Here is a 15,521-nt window from a genome sequence, read left to right on the forward strand (position 1 = left end):
CCTCACTTCTTCTTGCGGTCCAGGAAGGCCTGCATGCGGTCGAACTTGGCCTGGGACTCGAACAGGATGGCCTGCGCGATCTCGTCCACGTGGGGGTGCGCCTCGCGGGGCAGGTGGAACACGCGCTTGGACAGGCGCACGGCCAGCGGGTCCTGCGCGGCGATCCGGTCCGCGAGGGCGTCCGCGGCGGCCATCAGTTCGGCCGGCTCGTGCAGCTCGGTGACGAGCTTGAGCTCGAGCGCCTCCTGAGCGTCCAGGATGCGGCCGGCCAGCAGCAGCTCCAGGGCCACGGGCTCGCCGACGAGCTCCTTGAGGCGCCACTGCGCACCCGCGGCGGCCGTGATGCCCAGGTTCGTCTCCGGCTGGCCCATCTTGAGCTTCGGGGTGGCGATCCGGAAGTCGGCCGCGTAGGCCAGCTCCGCGCCGCCGCCGAGCGCGTACCCGTCGATCGCGGCGATCACGGGCATGGGCAGGCGGTGGATGCGGTCGAAGATCTGGGAGTTCACCCCGCGCAGCGCGTCATCCCGCCGCCGCTCGCGCAGCTGGCCGATGTCCGCGCCGGAGGCGAAGATGCCCGAGGACTTCCCCGGTTCCTTGGCGGACTCCACCTCGGTGCCGGAGATGATCAGGATCTTCGGGTTCCGCTCGAGGTGGGCGCAGAGGGCGTGGAACTCGTCCACCATCGTCTCGTCGATGGCGTTGCGCACCGCGGGGCGGTCCATCTTCGCGTGGACGCGGTCCTCGCGCTCCTCGATCCGCAGGGCGGTGAAGCCGCTCGCGTCGAATCCGGTCACAGCGCTCACACCCTCTCCACGAGCATCGCGGTGCCCTGCCCGACGCCCACGCACATGGTGGCCAGGCCCTTGTCCGCGCCCTCGCGCTCCATGCGGCCGAGCAGCGTGACCACGAGGCGCGAGCCCGAGGAGCCGAGCGGGTGGCCGAGGGCGATCGCGCCGCCGTCGTTGTTGACGATCCCCGCGTCCAGGCCGAGCCGGCGGATGGAGGCGAGGGACTGCGTGGCGAACGCCTCGTTGAGCTCGACGGCGCCCAGGTCCGCCACGGACCAGCCGGCGCGGGCGAGGGCCTTCTCGGTGGCCGGCACCGGGCCGAGGCCCATGATGTGCGGCTCGAGACCGGCGGAGGTGGACTCGACCACGCGGGCCCGGGGGGTCAGGCCGTACTTCTCGGCCGCGCGCTCGGAGACCACGAGGATCGCGGAGGCGCCGTCGTTGAGGGAGGAGGAGTTGCCGGCGGTGACCACGCCGTCCTGCTTGATGATCGGGCGCAGGCCGGCGAGGACCTCGGGGGTGGAGCCGGGGCGGGGGCCCTCGTCGGTGTCCACCACCGTCTCGGCGCCCTTGCGGCCCTCCACCGTGACGGGGACGATCTCGGCCGCGAGGCGCCCGGCCTCGATCGCGGCCAGGGCCTTCTCGTGGGAGCCGGCGGCGAAGGCGTCGGCGTCCTCGCGGGTGATGCCGTCCACCTCGGCGACCTCCTCGGCGGTCTCCGGCATGGAGAAGACGAACTTGTCGCCGAACTCGCCCGAGGTGAAGCGCGGGTTGGTGAAGCGCCAGCCGATGGAGGTGTCCACGACCTCGCCCGGCTTGGCGAAGGCGGTGGCGGGCTTCTCCATGACCCAGGGGGCGCGGGACATCGACTCGACGCCGCCGGCGACGACCACGTCGGCCATCCCGGCGCGCACCATGGCGGTGGCGATGCCGATCGCGGACATGCCCGAGGCGCAGAGGCGGTTCACGGTGATGCCCGGGACGGTGTCCGGGAAGCCGGCCAGCAGCCACGCCATGCGGGCCACGTTGCGGTTCTCCTCGCCGGCGCCGTTGGCGTTGCCGAGGATGACCTCGTCCACCACGGACGGGTCGATTCCGGCGTCCTCGACCACGGCCTTGATGGTGAGGGCGGCGAGGTCGTCCGGGCGGACGGAGGAGAGCGCGCCGCCGTAGCGACCGACGGGCGTGCGGCGGCCGCCGACGAGCAGGGCCTGCGAGGGGGTGCTGGACATGGGGACTCCTTGGTTCGGCAGCGGCGGACGAGGGCGCGGCGAATTACTGACCGTGCGTTCAGGATTCAGTATCCCGGGCGGGTGTGACGCGGGTCAAACATGACGGTGCGCCGGGTTCGAGGGGCGGCCAGCGTGCAGGGGCGGCGAGAGTGAACCCGCCCCCGCGCGGCTAGTGGTGAGGACACACCGTCACAGGCCCTCCGCCCGGGGCTGATGGGGGTGTGTCCTCGCCAGTTCGTGACGGGGTGCGGTCTTCCTCGCGGGAACGACGACGCATCCGCCCCGGGACAGCAGGCCCAGGATGGGATTGACTGGGCGCACGTGCGGCACGCAACGCCGCGCCGTCGCTGACCTGGAACGCAGCCTCCCCCGAAGGAGCCCATCATGACCGAGGCGACCGCCTCCCTGACCTACGCCGACCTCCTGGCAGCGATCACCGCGCCCGAGGGCCAGGGTGTGGAGCTGAAGGACCCGGCCACCGGCGAGACCGTCGGTCGCGCCCCGCAGAGCACGCCCGCGGACCTGGACGCGGCCGTGGAGACCGCCCGCGCCGCCCAGAAGGACTGGGCGAAGCTCTCCCACGACGAGCGCTCCGCGCACCTGAACCGCGCGGCCGACGCCATCGAGGCGAACGCCGCCGCGCTCGCCGAGCTGCTCTCGCGTGAGCAGGGGAAGCCGATCAAGAACGGCCCGAACGCGGCCTTCGAGGTCGGCGGCTGCGTCGCCTGGACCCGGGCCAATGCCGCCTTCCCGATCGAGACCGAGGTGCTCGTGGACGACGAGTCCGGCCGTGCCGAGCTGCACTGGGAGCCCATCGGCGTCGTCGGCGGCATCGGCCCGTGGAACTGGCCCATGATGATCGCGGTGTGGCAGATCGCCCCGGCCCTGCGCATGGGCAACACCGTGGTGCTCAAGCCCTCCGAGTACACCCCGCTGTCCGTCCTGGGCCTGGTGCACGTGATGAACCAGGTCCTCCCCGAGGGCGTGCTGCAGGTGCTGGCCGGCGACGGCGAGCTCGGCAAGGCGTTCACCGCGCACGACGGGATCGACAAGATCACCTTCACCGGCTCCACCGCCACGGGCAAGGCGATCATGAAGACCGCCGCCGAGGACCTCAAGCGCCTCACCCTGGAGCTGGGCGGCAACGACGCCGGCATCGTGCTCGACGACGCCGACCCGGAGGCCATCGCCGAGGGCCTGTTCTGGGGAGCCTTCATCAACACGGGGCAGACCTGCGCCGCCCTCAAGCGCCTCTACGTGCCGGACTCCCTCTACGACGCCGTGTGCGAGGCCCTCGTGGCGGTCGCGGAGAGGATGCCGATGGGTGTGGGCATCGAGGAGGCCAGCGTCCTCGGCCCGCTGCAGAACAAGGCCCAGTACGACATCGTGGCGCGGCTCGTGCAGGCGGCCAAGGACGGCGGCGGACGCGTGCTGATCGGCGGCGACCCGGACGAGTCCCAGCCCGGCTACTTCTACCCGACCACCCTCGTGGCCGACCTGGACAACGACAACCCGCTCGTGGCCGAGGAGCAGTTCGGCCCCGCCCTGCCGATCGTGCGGTACTCGGACCTGGACGAGGCCGTCGAGATGGCCAACGCCCTCGACGTCGGCCTCGGCGCGTCCGTGTGGTCGTCGGATCCGCAGCGCGCCAAGGACGTCGCGATGCGCCTCGAGGCCGGCTCCGTGTGGATCAACAAGCACGGCGCCATCGACCCGCGCGTGCCCTTCGGCGGCGTGAAGCAGTCCGGGTTCGGCCGCGAGTTCGGCGAGCTGGGCCTGAAGGAGATGGCCGTGGCGAAGTCCATCAGCCTCTGACTCCCGCGGCCGGCCCGTCGGGGCCGTCCCGCGCATCTTCTGGTGAGGACTCACCCTCATCGGCCTCCGCAAGGGGCTGGTGAGGGTGAGTCCTCACCACGTCGTGGAGTGGGCGCGGGGTCAGGCCCGCGGCCGCCCCTGAGCGAACACGTCACCGAGCGTGCCCCACTCGTCCCGCCCGAGCCGGGCCACCGGGTCCAGCCGGGCCGGGTCGGGCAGGGTGCGGCCCCGTGCGTCGGTCACCAGGGTGTCCTCCCGGACCGCCACATGCACCACCCGGCCGAGCACGCAGTGCCCGTCGCCCACGGGGACCACGCGCTCGAGGGTGCACTCCAGCACGGCCGGGCTCGCGGCCACGCGCGGCGGCGCGACGACGGCGCTCGCCTCCTTCTCCAGTCCCGCCAGGACGAACTCGTCCACCTCGGGGCCCACCGGCGCGGACGTGGTGTTGCAGGCCTCCGCGAGGGCCCGGTCCACGAGGGACACCGTGAACTGTCCGGTGGCCTCGACGTTCCGCAGGGTGTCCTTGCGGCCGGTGGAGGAGAACATCACGATCGGCGGCGCCCCGGAGACCATCGTGAAGAAGGAGTGCGGCGCGAGGTTGGCGGCGCCGTCGTCGGCCACGGTGCCCACCCACGCGATGGGCCGGGGGATCAGGACGGACTTGAGCAGCAGGGCGGTCTCGGCATCGCCGAGGTCGGCGGCGGAGAACTCGGTCCGGGCGGGGTCACGCGGGGTGGTCTCGCTCATGGCCGCCAGTATGCCGGAGCCCAGCTTGCCCCGGCCGTCCCTGCCGAAACCCGAGCTTTCGAACGTCGTATAGGCCCTGTTCCACGTTCGAAAGTCTCCATTCGCCCGGAATCGCGCTCGAAAGTGAGGGGGTGCGGCGGGGGTGCGGTGGGGGCTGGGACGACGACGGCGCCGCCCCCTTCGCAGGGGACGGCGCCGTCGTCGAGGGGTGGGAGTGGCCGTCCGGCCGCCCACCGGAGGGTGGATCAGTGGTGCGCCTTGGCGTCGGCGATCACGTCCACGCCGAGCTCGTCGTGCTCGTGGTCGTGCAGGTTCCGGTCCTGGATGCCCTTGGGGACCATGGAGACGGCCACCAGCGAGATCAGGGAGATGACGATCATGTAGCCGGCCACCCAGGTCCAGCCGTTCGGCAGGAGCAGGTCGGCGATCAGCGGGGCGAACGCGCCGCCGATGATGGCGCCGATCGCGTAGCCGATGGACACGCCGGAGAAGCGCACCTTGGCCGGGAACATCTCGGCGTACATGGCGGACTGCGGCCCGTACGACGGGCCGAGGCCGAGGGTGAGGACGAACAGGGCCGCGGCGAACAGCGGCAGCGAGGCGGTGTTCATCATCAGGAACATCGGGATGGACCAGATGATCAGGAACGCGTAGCCGAGCTGGAAGGTGAGACGGCGCCCGATCTTGTCCGAGATCCAGCCGCCGAACAGGGTGAACAGGAACCAGCCCGCGCCGCCCACGAGGGCCGCGGTCAGGGTCTCGGTGGGCTCCATGCCCAGGTTCTTCTGGCCGTACTTGGCGAACCAGGCGATCACGAGGTATCCCACCGCGTTGTTGGCGGCGAAGATGAGCGCGGCCAGGACCACGGTCCTGGTGTGGTTGCGGAACAGGTCGCCGAGCGGGGCGGACTCGTCCTTCTTCAGCTGCTGCATCTCCTTGAAGACCGGGGACTCCTCGACGGCCTTGCGGATGATGTGGCCCACGAGGATCAGGACCACGGAGAGCAGGAAGGGCACGCGCCAGCCCCACTCGAGGAAGGCCTCCGGGCTCATGGACGCGCGGACGGCGAACAGGACGCCCGTGGCCATCAGCATGCCGAGCGGCACGCCCACCTGCGGGGCGGAGCCGAAGAGGCCGCGCTTGCCGTGCGGGGCGTGCTCCACGGAGAGGAGGGCTGCGCCGCCCCACTCGCCGCCGGCGGAGAAGCCCTGCAGCAGGCGGAGCAGGACGAGGAGGATCGGGGCCCACACGCCGATCTGGGCGTAGGTGGGCAGCAGACCGATGAGGACGGTGGCCGCGCCCATGCCGATCAGGGTCATCGAGAGGACGATCTTGCGGCCGAACCGGTCGCCCATGTGACCGGCGACGATCGCGCCGAGCGGGCGGACGAGGAAGGAGATGCCGAGGGACGCCCACGAGGCGATCTGGGCACCCTGCGCGCCCATGGGTGCGAAGAACAGGGGGCCGAGGATGAGGGCGGCGGCCTGGGCGTAGATGAAGAAGTCGTACCACTCGATGGTGGTGCCGACGAGCGTGCCGGCGAGGACCTTGCGCTCCTCGCGGGGGTCGCGGGCGGCCGAGGTGGCCGGAGAGGCGACGGTGTGGCTCATGGGTGCTCCTGGGGTGCGGGGCTTGATCGCGTGGCTCGAGACGGCGCGACGCGCGATGTGACCGACCGGTCGGTCGGGAAGTGACACGGGTCACCGTATACGACTTCCTGTGACTCGCACCACGCGCCCAGGTCATGACGGGATTGTGACGCCCGGCGTCCGGACGGAGACGACGACGGTGACACGACGACGCCGCCCGCACCCTCGTGCGGAGGGTGCGGGCGGCGTCGTGGTGCGGTCCGGCGGACGGACCGGGAGGCGGGATCAGCCGCGGCCGGTGAACTCGGGCTTGCGCTTCTCCTGGAAGGCCGTGAACCCCTCGGCGTAGTCGGCCGTGTCGCAGAGCTCGCCCTGGGCGACGTTCTCCGCGTCGAGGGACTCCCACAGGCCCACGCGCTGGTCGCGGATCTGCTGGACGAGCTCCTTGGAGGCCCGGAAGGCCAGGGTGGCGCCGGAGGCCACCTGCGCGGCCTTGGCGCGGGTGAACTCCAGCAGCTCCTCGGCCGGGACCGCGCGGGAGAACAGCCCCGCCTGCACGGCCTCGGCACCGGAGATCAGCTCGGCGGTGTAGATCAGGTCCAGGGTGCGGTGCGCGCCCAGCCGCTCGGTGAACAGCCAGTGGCCGCCCGAGTCCAGGGTGGCACCCAGGTTGGCGAACGGCGAGCCGATCTTGGCCTCCTCGGCCACGTAGACCACGTCCGTGGCGATCGCCAGGCCCAGGCCCACGCCCAGGCACGCGCCCTGCACGGCCGCGAACGTCGGGACGGGGCACTCGGACATGGCACGCAGCACCGGGGTGACCCGGTCGCGCAGGTAGGCGGTGGCGTCGTCGTCGGCGGGGACCACGCCGGAGATGTCCCGACCGGCGCAGAAGCCCCGGCCCTCGCCGCGCAGCAGCACCGCGCGGACCTCGCCGGTCTCGGCCCTGTCCGCGATCTCGGCGTACGCGGCGCCGAGGTCGGCCAGGGCCTGCTCGTCCAGGGAGTTCATCTTCTTCGGGGCGTTCAGCACCACCTCGGCGACGCCGCCGGCCACGGTCAGCTCGACCATGCTCATCGGGTGCTCCTGGCCGCTCACGCGTCGAAGTCGACGGTGATGGCGTCGCCGGTGGGACGGGTCTGGCAAGTCAGGATGTACCCGTTGTCCACCTCGTCCTTCTCGAGCGCGTAGTTCTCCTCCATCGTGAACTCGCCCTCGGTGACCTTGGCGCGGCAGGTGCCGCACACGCCGCCGGCGCACGCGAACGGGACGTCGGAGCGCACGCGGAGGGCGGCGTTGAGGATCGTCTCGTGCGCGGACTTCGGGGACTCGACCTTGCCGGTGGTGCCGTCGAGGGTGAACTCGATGGTCACGTTGTCGCCCGAGGGGTCGGCCTCGATCGGGCGGCCCGCGTCGCCCTGCGGGCGCTCCGGACGGCCGGTGGTGAACAGCTCGAAGCGGACGTCGTCGTCGGCCACGCCGCGCTCGGAGAGCGTGTCCCGGGCCATCTGGACGAGCTCGAACGGGCCGCACAGGAACCACTCGTCCGTGTTCTCCACGTCGATCACGCGGTCCAGCAGCGTCTCGAGCTTCTCGGCGTCGATGCGCCCGGACAGCAGCGGGGCCACCCGCTGCTCGCGGGAGAGCACGTGGTAGACGGCGAAGCGGGACGGGTACTTGTCCTTGAGGTCGCCGATCTCCTCCGCGAACATCACGTCCATGGCGGAGCGGTTCGCGTAGATGAGGCTGAAGCGGGCGGTCTCGGACGCGGCCAGCACCGACTTGGCGATCGCCATGATCGGGGTGATGCCCGAGCCGGCGGCCAGGGCCACCAGGTCGACCTGGCCGTCCTTCACGGCCTGCGCCGCCACGGCGTCCGGGTTGTTCATGGAGGTGATGCCCGTGCGGGACGTGAACGCGCCCTGCGGGTTCATCACGTCGATCCTCTCGCCGACCTCGAGGCGCTCGTTGGCCCACGTGGAGAACTTGCCGCCGAGGTCCTTCTTCACGGCCACGCGGATCTCGCCGCGCTGCGGCACGGCGCAGATCGAGTAGGACCGGCGCAGCTCCTGGCCGTCGATCTCCTTGCGCAGGGCCACGTACTGGCCGGGGAGGTAGTCGTAGTCGTCCGCAAGCTCGTCGGGGACCGCGAAGGTCACCTCCACGGAGTCGTCGGTGAGCTTGCGCAGCTCGGACACCTCGAGGGCGTTGAACGTCGCGCGGCGCTTGGCGGGGGCGGCGGTGGTCTCGGTCATCAGTGCACCTTGAAGTAGTCGAAGGGCTCCAGGCACTCCCGGCACGTGTACAGCGCCTTGCAGGACGTGGAGCCGAAGCGGGTGATCTCACGGGTGTTCAGGGAGTGGCACCGGGGGCACTTCACGGCCAGGCCGATCCGCACGGGTCCGTCCACGGTGCGGGCCGCGGGCGGGGCGATCCCGTACTCGGCCAGCTTGGCCTTGCCCTCGTCCGTCATCCAGTCCGTGGTCCACGCCGGCTGGAGGACCAGCCGCACCTCGGACTCCTCGAACCCCGCGCCCTTCAGGGCGCGGGAGACGTCCGTGGTGATGGTGTCCATGGCGGGGCACCCGGAGTACGTGGGGGTGATGACGACGACGGCCTTGTCGCCCTCCGCGTGCGCGTCCCGGAGGATCCCCAGGTCCGCGATGGACAGCACGGGGATCTCCGGGTCGTGCACGGTGGAGGCCGCATCCCAGACCCGCGCGTCGACGGGGTCGGCGGGGCGCAGCTTGCTGGCGGTGGTCACCAGGAGGCCCCCGGGTGACGACGGGCCAGGGACTGCATCTCGGCGAGGATGTAGCCGCGGTACTCGCTCATCTCGCCGGAGCGGTCGCCGCCGCGGGCCACGCCCGTGTCGGGGACCTGCAGGCCGGCGGCCTCGATGGCCGCGCGGATGCGGGTCATCGTGGGCTCCTCGAGCGAGGACGGCAGGACGGCCACCCCCTGCTCCGCGAGGGGGCGGGTCACGTCGTCGTCGTGGAAGAGCTCGGGCAGGTAGGGCCACAGCTCGTCCAGGCCGCGCTGCATGCGGCGCTTGGACTCCTCGGTGCCCAGGCCCAGGCGGTTCACCCACTGCTCGGCGTGGTCCTGGTGGTACAGGACCTCCTTCAGGGCCTTGTCCGCGATCGCCGCGAGGGTGGCGTCCGTGGACTCGCGCAGCCGGGAGTACAGCTCGTACGCGTAGAACGAGTAGTACAGCTGGCGGGCGATGGTCTTGCCGAAGTCGCCGTTCTCGGCCTCCACGAGGCGGACGGAGCGGAACTCCTCCTCGTCGCGGAAGTAGGCGAGGTCGTCCTCCGACGTGCCCCACGCCGTGCCGGCGTAGGACAGGAGGAAGCGGGCGTGGCCCACCAGGTCCAGGGCGATGTTGCCGAGCGCGATGTCCTCCTCGAGCTCGGGGGCCCGGGAGATCCACCAGGAGAGGCGCTGGCCGAGCATCAGGGCGTCGTCGCCGAGGTAGGTGGCGTAGCGTGCCACCTCCTCGGAGGCCCTCTGGTCGCCCGAGGCGATCTCCTCGGCCGTGATGGCCACGCCGGCGGAGTGCTTGGTGGCCGTGTCGTTGGTCGCGAAGCTCACAGGTGCGGCACCCCCTCGGACTTCTGGTAGTAGGTCGCGTGGCGGTAGGACTTGCCCTGCGGCGACTCGAAGAAGCCGCCCTTGGAGTCCGGATCGGACGCGGCCACGGCGTCCGCGGGGACGACCCACACGGAGGTGCCCTCGTTGCGGCGCGTGTACAGGTCGCGTGCGTTGCGCAGCGCCATGGTGGCGTCCGGGGCGTGCAGCGAGCCGGCGTGCACGTGGGAGAGGCCGCGGTTCGCGCGGACGAAGACCTCCCACAGCGGCCACTCGTTGTTCGCGGCGGTGTCGTCCTTGGCCGGCATCTGAGCCGCCTTGTTCTCGGTCATGGCTCAGGCTCCGATCAGCTGGGTGTCGGCCGGGACGTGCTGCTCGGCCTGGCGGCGGGCGTAGGCGGCGGCGGCCTCGCGGACCCAGGCGCCCTCCTCGTGGGCCTGGATGCGGCGGGCCATGCGCTGGGCGTTCATGGGGCCGTTGCCCTTGATGACGTCCGTGAACTCGTCCCAGTCCAGCGGGCCGAAGTCGTAGTGGCCGCGCTCCTCGTTCCACTTCAGGTCGGGGTCGGGCAGGGTCAGGCCCAGGGCCTCGGCCTGCGGGACGATCATGTCCACGAAGCGCTGGCGCAGCTCGTCGTTGGAGAAGCGCTTGACCTTCCAGGCCATGGACTGCTGGGAGTTCGGGGAGTCGGCGTCCGGCGGGCCGAACATCTGCAGGGCCGGGCCATAGGTGCGGTTCACCGCGTCCTGGGCCATCTGCTTCTGCTCCGGGGTGCCGTGGGAGAGCTCGAAGAGGATCTCCCAGCCCTGGCGCTGGTGGAAGGACTCCTCCTTGCAGATGCGCACCATGGCGCGGCCGTAGGGGCCGTAGGAGGCGCGGCACAGCGGGACCTGGTTGCAGATGGCGGCGCCGTCGACGAGCCAGCCGATCGCGCCCATGTCCGCCCAGGTGCGGGCCGGGTAGTTGAAGATGGAGGAGTACTTGGCCTTGCCCTCGAGCAGCTGGTCGTTCAGCACGTCGCGGGGGGTGCCGAGGGTCTCGGCGGCCGAGTACAGGTACAGGCCGTGGCCGGCCTCATCCTGGACCTTGGCCATGAGGATCGCCTTGCGCTTCAGCGAGGGGGCGCGGGTGATCCAGTTGGCCTCCGGCTGCATGCCGATGATCTCGGAGTGCGCGTGCTGGGAGACCTGGCGGGTCAGGGACTTGCGGTAGGCCTGCGGCATCCAGTCGCGGGGCTCGATGCGCGAGTCCTCGGCGATCAGGCGGTCGAAGTTCTCCTGGCCGGCCGCATCCTCGGGGGACGGCACGGACGCCAGGCTCGGGGAGCTGGTGGTCTGCGTCATGGGGTTCACCTCACGCTGGTGCGGATGTTCGGATTTCAGGGCCAGGGGTCGCGCCGCCGGGGCGACGAATTACTGACCGTTCGTTCAGGATAGGCACTGGTGTGAGCCCCGTCAACACCCCCGCGGGCGGGTTCCCGGGGGCAGGGCCGGGCGTCCGGTCCTGCACAGGGGCCCTCCTGCCGTGCCCCGTCCACACCGCCCGCGCAAGCCCCTCGCCCCGGCCCTCCGGGCGGCCTAGCGTCGCGGCCATGAGCCTTCCTCCCTCCATCGCGGCCCTGCTGGACGGCCTCGTGGCCGCCGGCCTGCACGACGACGCCGCGCGCCTCGGCGTCCGCCTCACCTCCGCCCACGCGGACCTGTCCGCGGCCCGGTCCGCCGAGGCCGCGCTGACCGTCCTGCAGGAGGAGCTGCGTCCGCTCTTCGCCGAGGCCCAGTCGCTGGCCGCCGGGGTGCGGGCCGGCGTGGACGTGGCGTGGCGCTCGGAGGCCGGGCGGCGCCACGCGGACACGGCCCGCGCCCTCCACGTGGCCGCCGAGGACCGTGTGGACGAGGTCCTCGAGTGGCTCGCCCTGCTCCAGGGCGCCCTGCACGAGGCCGGTCAGGCCCGCGCCGACGCGGAGGGCCGCGTCCGGCAGGCGGAGGAGACGGCCACGGTGGCCCTGCGCACGCTGGCGGCCGTGGCATGACCGCCGCGTCCGTCCCCTCCCTGCCGCCCGCCGCCGCGCCTGCACCGCCCTTCCGGACCGTCGGCGGACCGGCGTCGGTCTTCGCCGACCTCGACGCCCTCGAGGCGCTCGCCGCCCGACGGCGCGACCAGGCGGGCGCCGCCCTCCGGATGGCCACCGACGTCCGCCGGCTCCTCGACGGGGTCGCACCGGCCGTGGCCGTGGCCCCGTCCGCCGCGCGGCTGTCGGTGCGCCTGCCCGAGGGCGACCGGGCCTGCCGCGCGCTGGCGGACCGGCTCGAGGCGGCGGGGAACGCCCTGGCCCGCGCGGCGGAGGGGTACCGTGCCGCCGAGCGGGGTGCCGCCGGCGTCATGGACGCCCAGGACCTCGGCGTCGAGGCGCTGACCGCGTGGATGTTCGACGCGGGACGGGACGGGGTCACGGCCTCGGACATGGAGTTCGCGCTGCGCCAGACGCCGGACGCCCTCCTGGAGCGGCTCGCGGGCGAGGAGCTGGCGGGCCCGGCCCGGGCGGCCCTCTCGCGGCTCCCCTGGATCGGCCCGTTCGTGGCGGTGGCCCAGCGGATCCCCGGGGTGCGCGGGGTGCTCGAGAGGGCGTTGACAAAAGCCCTCGAGGCGACGGCCGACGTCGTGCTGGACACGCCCGCCGGGGACCTGGTCGACCATTCCACGCTCTTCGGCCTCCTCGCCCGCGTGGTGGACGCGGACGAGAACGCGGATGTCCTGGCCGTGGCGGCGGAGCCGGCCGCCGCGCCCCCGCGCCTCGACGGGAGCGTGACGGACCTGCTCTCCCTGGTCCCCGGCGACGACGCCCCGCGCGGCGCCGTCACGGTCACGGCCGTGGTGGACCCGGACACCGGGGAGCGGACCTGGGTGGTCGGGCTGCCCGGGACCCAGGAACGGGAGACCGCCGAGGACGGCTCCACGAACTGGATGGACGTCTACGGCGTCGCGGACGCGTACGCCGGCGGCTCCGCCCGCGCGGGTGAGGGACTCGCGCAGGCGCTCGAGCTGGCGGGCGTGCCGGAGGGGGCCACGGTGGTGTTCGTCGGCTACTCGGCCGGCGGCATGCACGCGGTGAACATGACGGGCCACTCGGGCATCACCTCCCGGTGGCGGGTCGGGGGAGCGGTGACGGTCGGCGCACCCGGCGGCTCCCTGACCCCGCGTCCCGGCACGCCCGTGCTCAGCCTGCAGCGGGAGGCGGACGTCATGACGGGACTGGACGGCGGTCCCAACGCGGCCTCGGCGGACTGGGCCACCGTGACCATGGCGGACACCCGGCCCGAGGCGGTGCGGGAGGGGGCCGCGGAGGCGCTCTGGCACGCGATGGCCGAGGACCCCGAGGGGCAGGTGCGGGCGCTGCTCGCCGCACCGGACCGCTGGGTGGACGCGGTCGCCGGCGGCGGGAGCGAGCACTCCCTCGAGGCCTACCGCGCCGCCGCGGCCGAGTACGAGGCCGCCGACCCGGCCCTGCGCGTCCAGGAGCAGGGCATCCTGGCCGCCCTCGCCGGGCTGACCGCCGGGCGGGTCGAGTCCGCCACCCGGGTCACCCTGCGGCGACGGCGGCGGGCCACCCGGGCGGACGTCGTCGGCCCCGACCGCTGGTACCCGTGAGCCGCCCCGCCCGGTCGCGCCCCTCCCCGGGGACGACGACGGCGCCGCCCCCGTCCGGGGAGCGGCGCCGTCGTGGGGTCCGCACGAGGCGGGGGGCGCAGGGCTCAGCGGGCGTCGAGCAGCACGCCGGCGAAGAACGCGTTGAGGCGCTCCACCTCGTCCAGGCCGAAGACGCCGGAGACGTAGTGGTCCGGGCGGACCACCACCACGGCGCCGTCGCGGCTGATGCCGCGGGCGTCGAAGATGTCCTCGCCGTGCTTGGCCCGGCACGTGGCGAAGATGTTGTTCAGGTCGATCAGCCCCAGGGGCCCGGTGGTCGGGCGGAACACGGCCGGGACGTCCGGGTGGGCGAACTCGGTCTGCTTCTGCTGGTAGACCACCTTGATGTCGAACCGCGCGTCCTGGGGGCCGTCGGCCGGGGTGTGCCGGTTCCGGAAGGACTGCGGGTCCTCCTCGACCGCCTGCGCCCACGCGGCGACCTTCGAGTCCGCGTCCTGCGGGGCGGCGGCGTCGGCGAAGACGTACACGCGCCAGCGCCCGTCCGCCCGGTGCAGATGGCCCAGGTGCTTGACGTTGGTGTCGCACGAGCGCTCCACCAGGGCGGACGTGAAGCGCTTGCCGATCGGGAAGCCCGTGGCCAGCTCCTGGCCGGTGCCGTCCGTGGTGAGGAGGGAGGGCTGGTACTCGGTCATGAAGCCCGCGGGGAACTCGGCGGTCTTGGTGTAGAACTCCGCCACCTCGTTGGGATCGCCCAGCTCGGAGGTGGGCTTGGCCATGAGCGTCGACCACTCCTTGTCGAAGTCGATCAGGTTCTTGGCGATGTCCTTGCGCTCGTCGCCGTAGGTCGGCACCAGCTCGACGGGTGCGATGCCGGAGAGCACCTGGCCCAGCTTCCAGCCCAGGTTCCAGCCGTCCTGCATGGACACGTTCATGCCCTGGCCGGCCTTGGCGGAGTGGGTGTGGCAGGCGTCGCCGAGCAGGAACACGTTCGGGCGGCCCACGCGCTCGCGGTTGTCGAACCCGGAGGTCAGGCGGTGGCCCACCTCGTACACCGAGTGCCAGGGCACCTCCTTCACGTCCAGCGTGTAGGGGTGGAGGATCTGCTGGGCCCGGCGGATGACCTCCTCCAGCGGGGTCTGGCGGACCTTGCCGCCGTCGTCCTCCGGGACCACGCCGAGGTCCACGTAGAGGCGGAACAGGTGGCCGCCCTCGCGGGGGATGAGCAGGATCGAGCCCTGGTTCGAGTGGATCGCGCACTTCGTCCGGATGTCCGGGAAGTCGGTCACCGCGAGGGTGTCCATGACGCCCCAGGCGTGGTTGGCGGCGTCGCCGGAGAGCGAATGGCCGATCGCCTTGCGCACGCGCGAGCCCGCACCGTCCGCGCCCACCACGTACCGGGCGCGCACCTGACGGAGCTCGCCCTGCTGCGGGTCCTCGAGCGGGGCGCCCTCGGCGTCGACGGTGCGGCGCAGGGTGACGGTCACGGGGTGCTCGCCCTCGCCGGAGTCGTCCAGGCCCTCGAAGGCCCAGCCGTAGTCCGGCCGGGCGCGGGTGGGGGAGTTCTCCATGTACTCGGCGAACCAGTCCAGGATCCGGGCCTGGTTCACGATCAGGTGGGGGAACTCGGAGATGCCCTCGGGGTCGTCCTCGGCGAGCTGCGTGCGGACGATGGTCGACGGGTTCTCCGGGTCCGGGTTCCAGAAGGCCATGGAGGTGAGGTCGAAGGCCTCGTCGATGATCTCGCTCGCGAAGCCGAACGCCTGGAAGGTCTCCACCGAGCGCGCCTGGATGCCGTCCGCCTGGCCGATCTCCAGGCGGTGGGGGCGGCGCTCCACGATGCGCGTGTGCACGTCCGGGAACATGGCCAGCTGGGCGGCGGCGATCATGCCGGCCGGGCCGGTGCCGACGATCAGCACGTCCATCTCGTCCGGGAGCTCGGCGGGACGGTCCAGGCCCACGCCCGCGGCCGGGTGGATGCGGGGATCGGTGGAGACGTAGCCGTGGTGGTGGAAGAGCATCGTGATCCTCTCCGGCCCGGGGCGGCGGGCGCGGGGTGTGTTCTCTCAGGGAACAGGGCGTTCGCAGAGGGAACGCGCGTGTGCCAGACTCTA

General features: G+C 72.4%; 14 protein-coding genes. 3 read left to right on the top strand and 11 right to left on the bottom strand.

Features of this window, described 5'->3' with window-relative positions; all coding sequences use genetic code 11:
* Positions 1-2 precede the first annotated feature (2 nt).
* On the bottom strand, positions 3-803 hold the full coding sequence (locus BJ976_RS00965) for an enoyl-CoA hydratase/isomerase family protein (protein WP_229667261.1): 801 nt from the start codon (positions 801-803) through the stop codon (positions 3-5).
* Positions 800-2,020: a thiolase family protein gene (locus BJ976_RS00970; RefSeq protein ID WP_135029382.1), complete on the bottom strand. Its 1,221-nt coding sequence runs from the start codon at positions 2,018-2,020 to the stop codon at positions 800-802. The genes BJ976_RS00965 and BJ976_RS00970 overlap by 4 nt, the downstream gene beginning before the upstream one ends.
* A gap of 384 nt (positions 2,021-2,404) precedes the next feature.
* Here BJ976_RS00970 and BJ976_RS00975 point away from each other — a divergent pair, with 384 nt between their 5' ends.
* Complete coding sequence (locus BJ976_RS00975) at positions 2,405-3,835, top strand: aldehyde dehydrogenase family protein (protein ID WP_135029380.1); 1,431 nt, start codon at positions 2,405-2,407, stop codon at positions 3,833-3,835.
* Positions 3,836-3,955: 120 nt separating this feature from the next.
* On the opposite strand, the gene BJ976_RS00980 is transcribed toward BJ976_RS00975, so the two are convergent.
* From BJ976_RS00980 to paaA, 8 genes are all read right to left on the bottom strand, one after another.
* The gene (locus BJ976_RS00980) at positions 3,956-4,585 is read right to left on the bottom strand and encodes a flavin reductase family protein (RefSeq protein WP_135029378.1); all 630 of its coding nucleotides are present in this window, start codon (positions 4,583-4,585) and stop codon (positions 3,956-3,958) included.
* A 245-nt stretch (positions 4,586-4,830) separates the two neighbouring features.
* Positions 4,831-6,195 carry an MFS transporter gene (locus BJ976_RS00985; protein ID WP_135029376.1) on the bottom strand — a complete coding sequence of 455 codons (1,365 nt, stop codon included), beginning with the start codon at positions 6,193-6,195 and terminating at the stop codon, positions 4,831-4,833.
* A gap of 264 nt (positions 6,196-6,459) precedes the next feature.
* Positions 6,460-7,245, bottom strand: a complete 786-nt coding sequence (locus tag BJ976_RS00990) for an enoyl-CoA hydratase/isomerase family protein (RefSeq protein WP_135029474.1) — start codon at positions 7,243-7,245, stop codon at positions 6,460-6,462.
* A 23-nt stretch (positions 7,246-7,268) separates the two neighbouring features.
* A complete protein-coding gene (gene paaE, locus BJ976_RS00995) occupies positions 7,269-8,429 on the bottom strand; it encodes a 1,2-phenylacetyl-CoA epoxidase subunit PaaE (RefSeq protein ID WP_135029373.1) in 1,161 nt (386 codons plus the stop codon).
* Positions 8,429-8,938, bottom strand: coding sequence for a 1,2-phenylacetyl-CoA epoxidase subunit PaaD (paaD, locus tag BJ976_RS01000; protein ID WP_135029371.1), 510 nt, complete (start codon positions 8,936-8,938; stop codon positions 8,429-8,431). The genes paaE and paaD overlap by 1 nt, the downstream gene beginning before the upstream one ends.
* Complete coding sequence (gene paaC / locus BJ976_RS01005; protein WP_135029369.1) at positions 8,935-9,768, bottom strand: 1,2-phenylacetyl-CoA epoxidase subunit PaaC; 834 nt, start codon at positions 9,766-9,768, stop codon at positions 8,935-8,937. Before paaC ends, paaD begins: the two co-directional genes overlap by 4 nt.
* Positions 9,765-10,097 carry a 1,2-phenylacetyl-CoA epoxidase subunit PaaB gene (paaB, locus tag BJ976_RS01010; protein ID WP_376698693.1) on the bottom strand — a complete coding sequence of 111 codons (333 nt, stop codon included), beginning with the start codon at positions 10,095-10,097 and terminating at the stop codon, positions 9,765-9,767. Before paaB ends, paaC begins: the two co-directional genes overlap by 4 nt.
* 3 nt (positions 10,098-10,100) lie before the next feature.
* Positions 10,101-11,108 carry a 1,2-phenylacetyl-CoA epoxidase subunit PaaA gene (gene paaA / locus BJ976_RS01015; RefSeq protein ID WP_135029367.1) on the bottom strand — a complete coding sequence of 336 codons (1,008 nt, stop codon included), beginning with the start codon at positions 11,106-11,108 and terminating at the stop codon, positions 10,101-10,103.
* Between the two features lie 248 nt (positions 11,109-11,356).
* Here paaA and BJ976_RS01020 point away from each other — a divergent pair, with 248 nt between their 5' ends.
* Together BJ976_RS01020 and BJ976_RS01025 are read left to right on the top strand one after the other, a co-directional pair.
* Complete coding sequence (locus BJ976_RS01020) at positions 11,357-11,794, top strand: hypothetical protein (protein ID WP_135029365.1); 438 nt, start codon at positions 11,357-11,359, stop codon at positions 11,792-11,794.
* The gene (locus tag BJ976_RS01025; RefSeq protein WP_135029363.1) at positions 11,791-13,410 is read left to right on the top strand and encodes a hypothetical protein; all 1,620 of its coding nucleotides are present in this window, start codon (positions 11,791-11,793) and stop codon (positions 13,408-13,410) included. The genes BJ976_RS01020 and BJ976_RS01025 overlap by 4 nt, the downstream gene beginning before the upstream one ends.
* Before the next feature lie 104 nt (positions 13,411-13,514).
* Here the strand turns inward: BJ976_RS01025 and BJ976_RS01030 are convergent, their stop codons facing one another.
* Positions 13,515-15,428 (bottom strand): FAD-binding monooxygenase, encoded by a 1,914-nt coding sequence (locus BJ976_RS01030; protein WP_135029361.1) that lies wholly within the window; start codon positions 15,426-15,428, stop codon positions 13,515-13,517.
* Positions 15,429-15,521: the final 93 nt, after the last annotated feature.

The organism is Micrococcus flavus, assembly GCF_014204815.1.
GTDB lineage: Bacteria > Actinomycetota > Actinomycetes > Actinomycetales > Micrococcaceae > Micrococcus > Micrococcus flavus.

What these genes read in the sequence shown, in the direction of transcription:
- BJ976_RS00970 (WP_135029382.1), bottom strand. Translation starts at nt 2,020, where the DNA reads ATGTCCAGCACCCCCTCGCAGGCCCTGCTCGTCGGCGGCCGCCGCACG.
- BJ976_RS00975 (WP_135029380.1), top strand. Translation starts at nt 2,405, where the DNA reads ATGACCGAGGCGACCGCCTCCCTGACCTACGCCGACCTCCTGGCAGCG.
- BJ976_RS00980 (WP_135029378.1), bottom strand. Translation starts at nt 4,585, where the DNA reads ATGAGCGAGACCACCCCGCGTGACCCCGCCCGGACCGAGTTCTCCGCC.
- BJ976_RS00985 (WP_135029376.1), bottom strand. Translation starts at nt 6,195, where the DNA reads ATGAGCCACACCGTCGCCTCTCCGGCCACCTCGGCCGCCCGCGACCCC.
- BJ976_RS00990 (WP_135029474.1), bottom strand. Translation starts at nt 7,245, where the DNA reads ATGGTCGAGCTGACCGTGGCCGGCGGCGTCGCCGAGGTGGTGCTGAAC.
- paaE (WP_135029373.1), bottom strand. Translation starts at nt 8,429, where the DNA reads ATGACCGAGACCACCGCCGCCCCCGCCAAGCGCCGCGCGACGTTCAAC.
- paaB (WP_376698693.1), bottom strand. Translation starts at nt 10,097, where the DNA reads ATGACCGAGAACAAGGCGGCTCAGATGCCGGCCAAGGACGACACCGCC.
- paaA (WP_135029367.1), bottom strand. Translation starts at nt 11,108, where the DNA reads ATGACGCAGACCACCAGCTCCCCGAGCCTGGCGTCCGTGCCGTCCCCC.
- BJ976_RS01020 (WP_135029365.1), top strand. Translation starts at nt 11,357, where the DNA reads ATGAGCCTTCCTCCCTCCATCGCGGCCCTGCTGGACGGCCTCGTGGCC.
- BJ976_RS01025 (WP_135029363.1), top strand. Translation starts at nt 11,791, where the DNA reads ATGACCGCCGCGTCCGTCCCCTCCCTGCCGCCCGCCGCCGCGCCTGCA.
- BJ976_RS01030 (WP_135029361.1), bottom strand. Translation starts at nt 15,428, where the DNA reads ATGCTCTTCCACCACCACGGCTACGTCTCCACCGATCCCCGCATCCAC.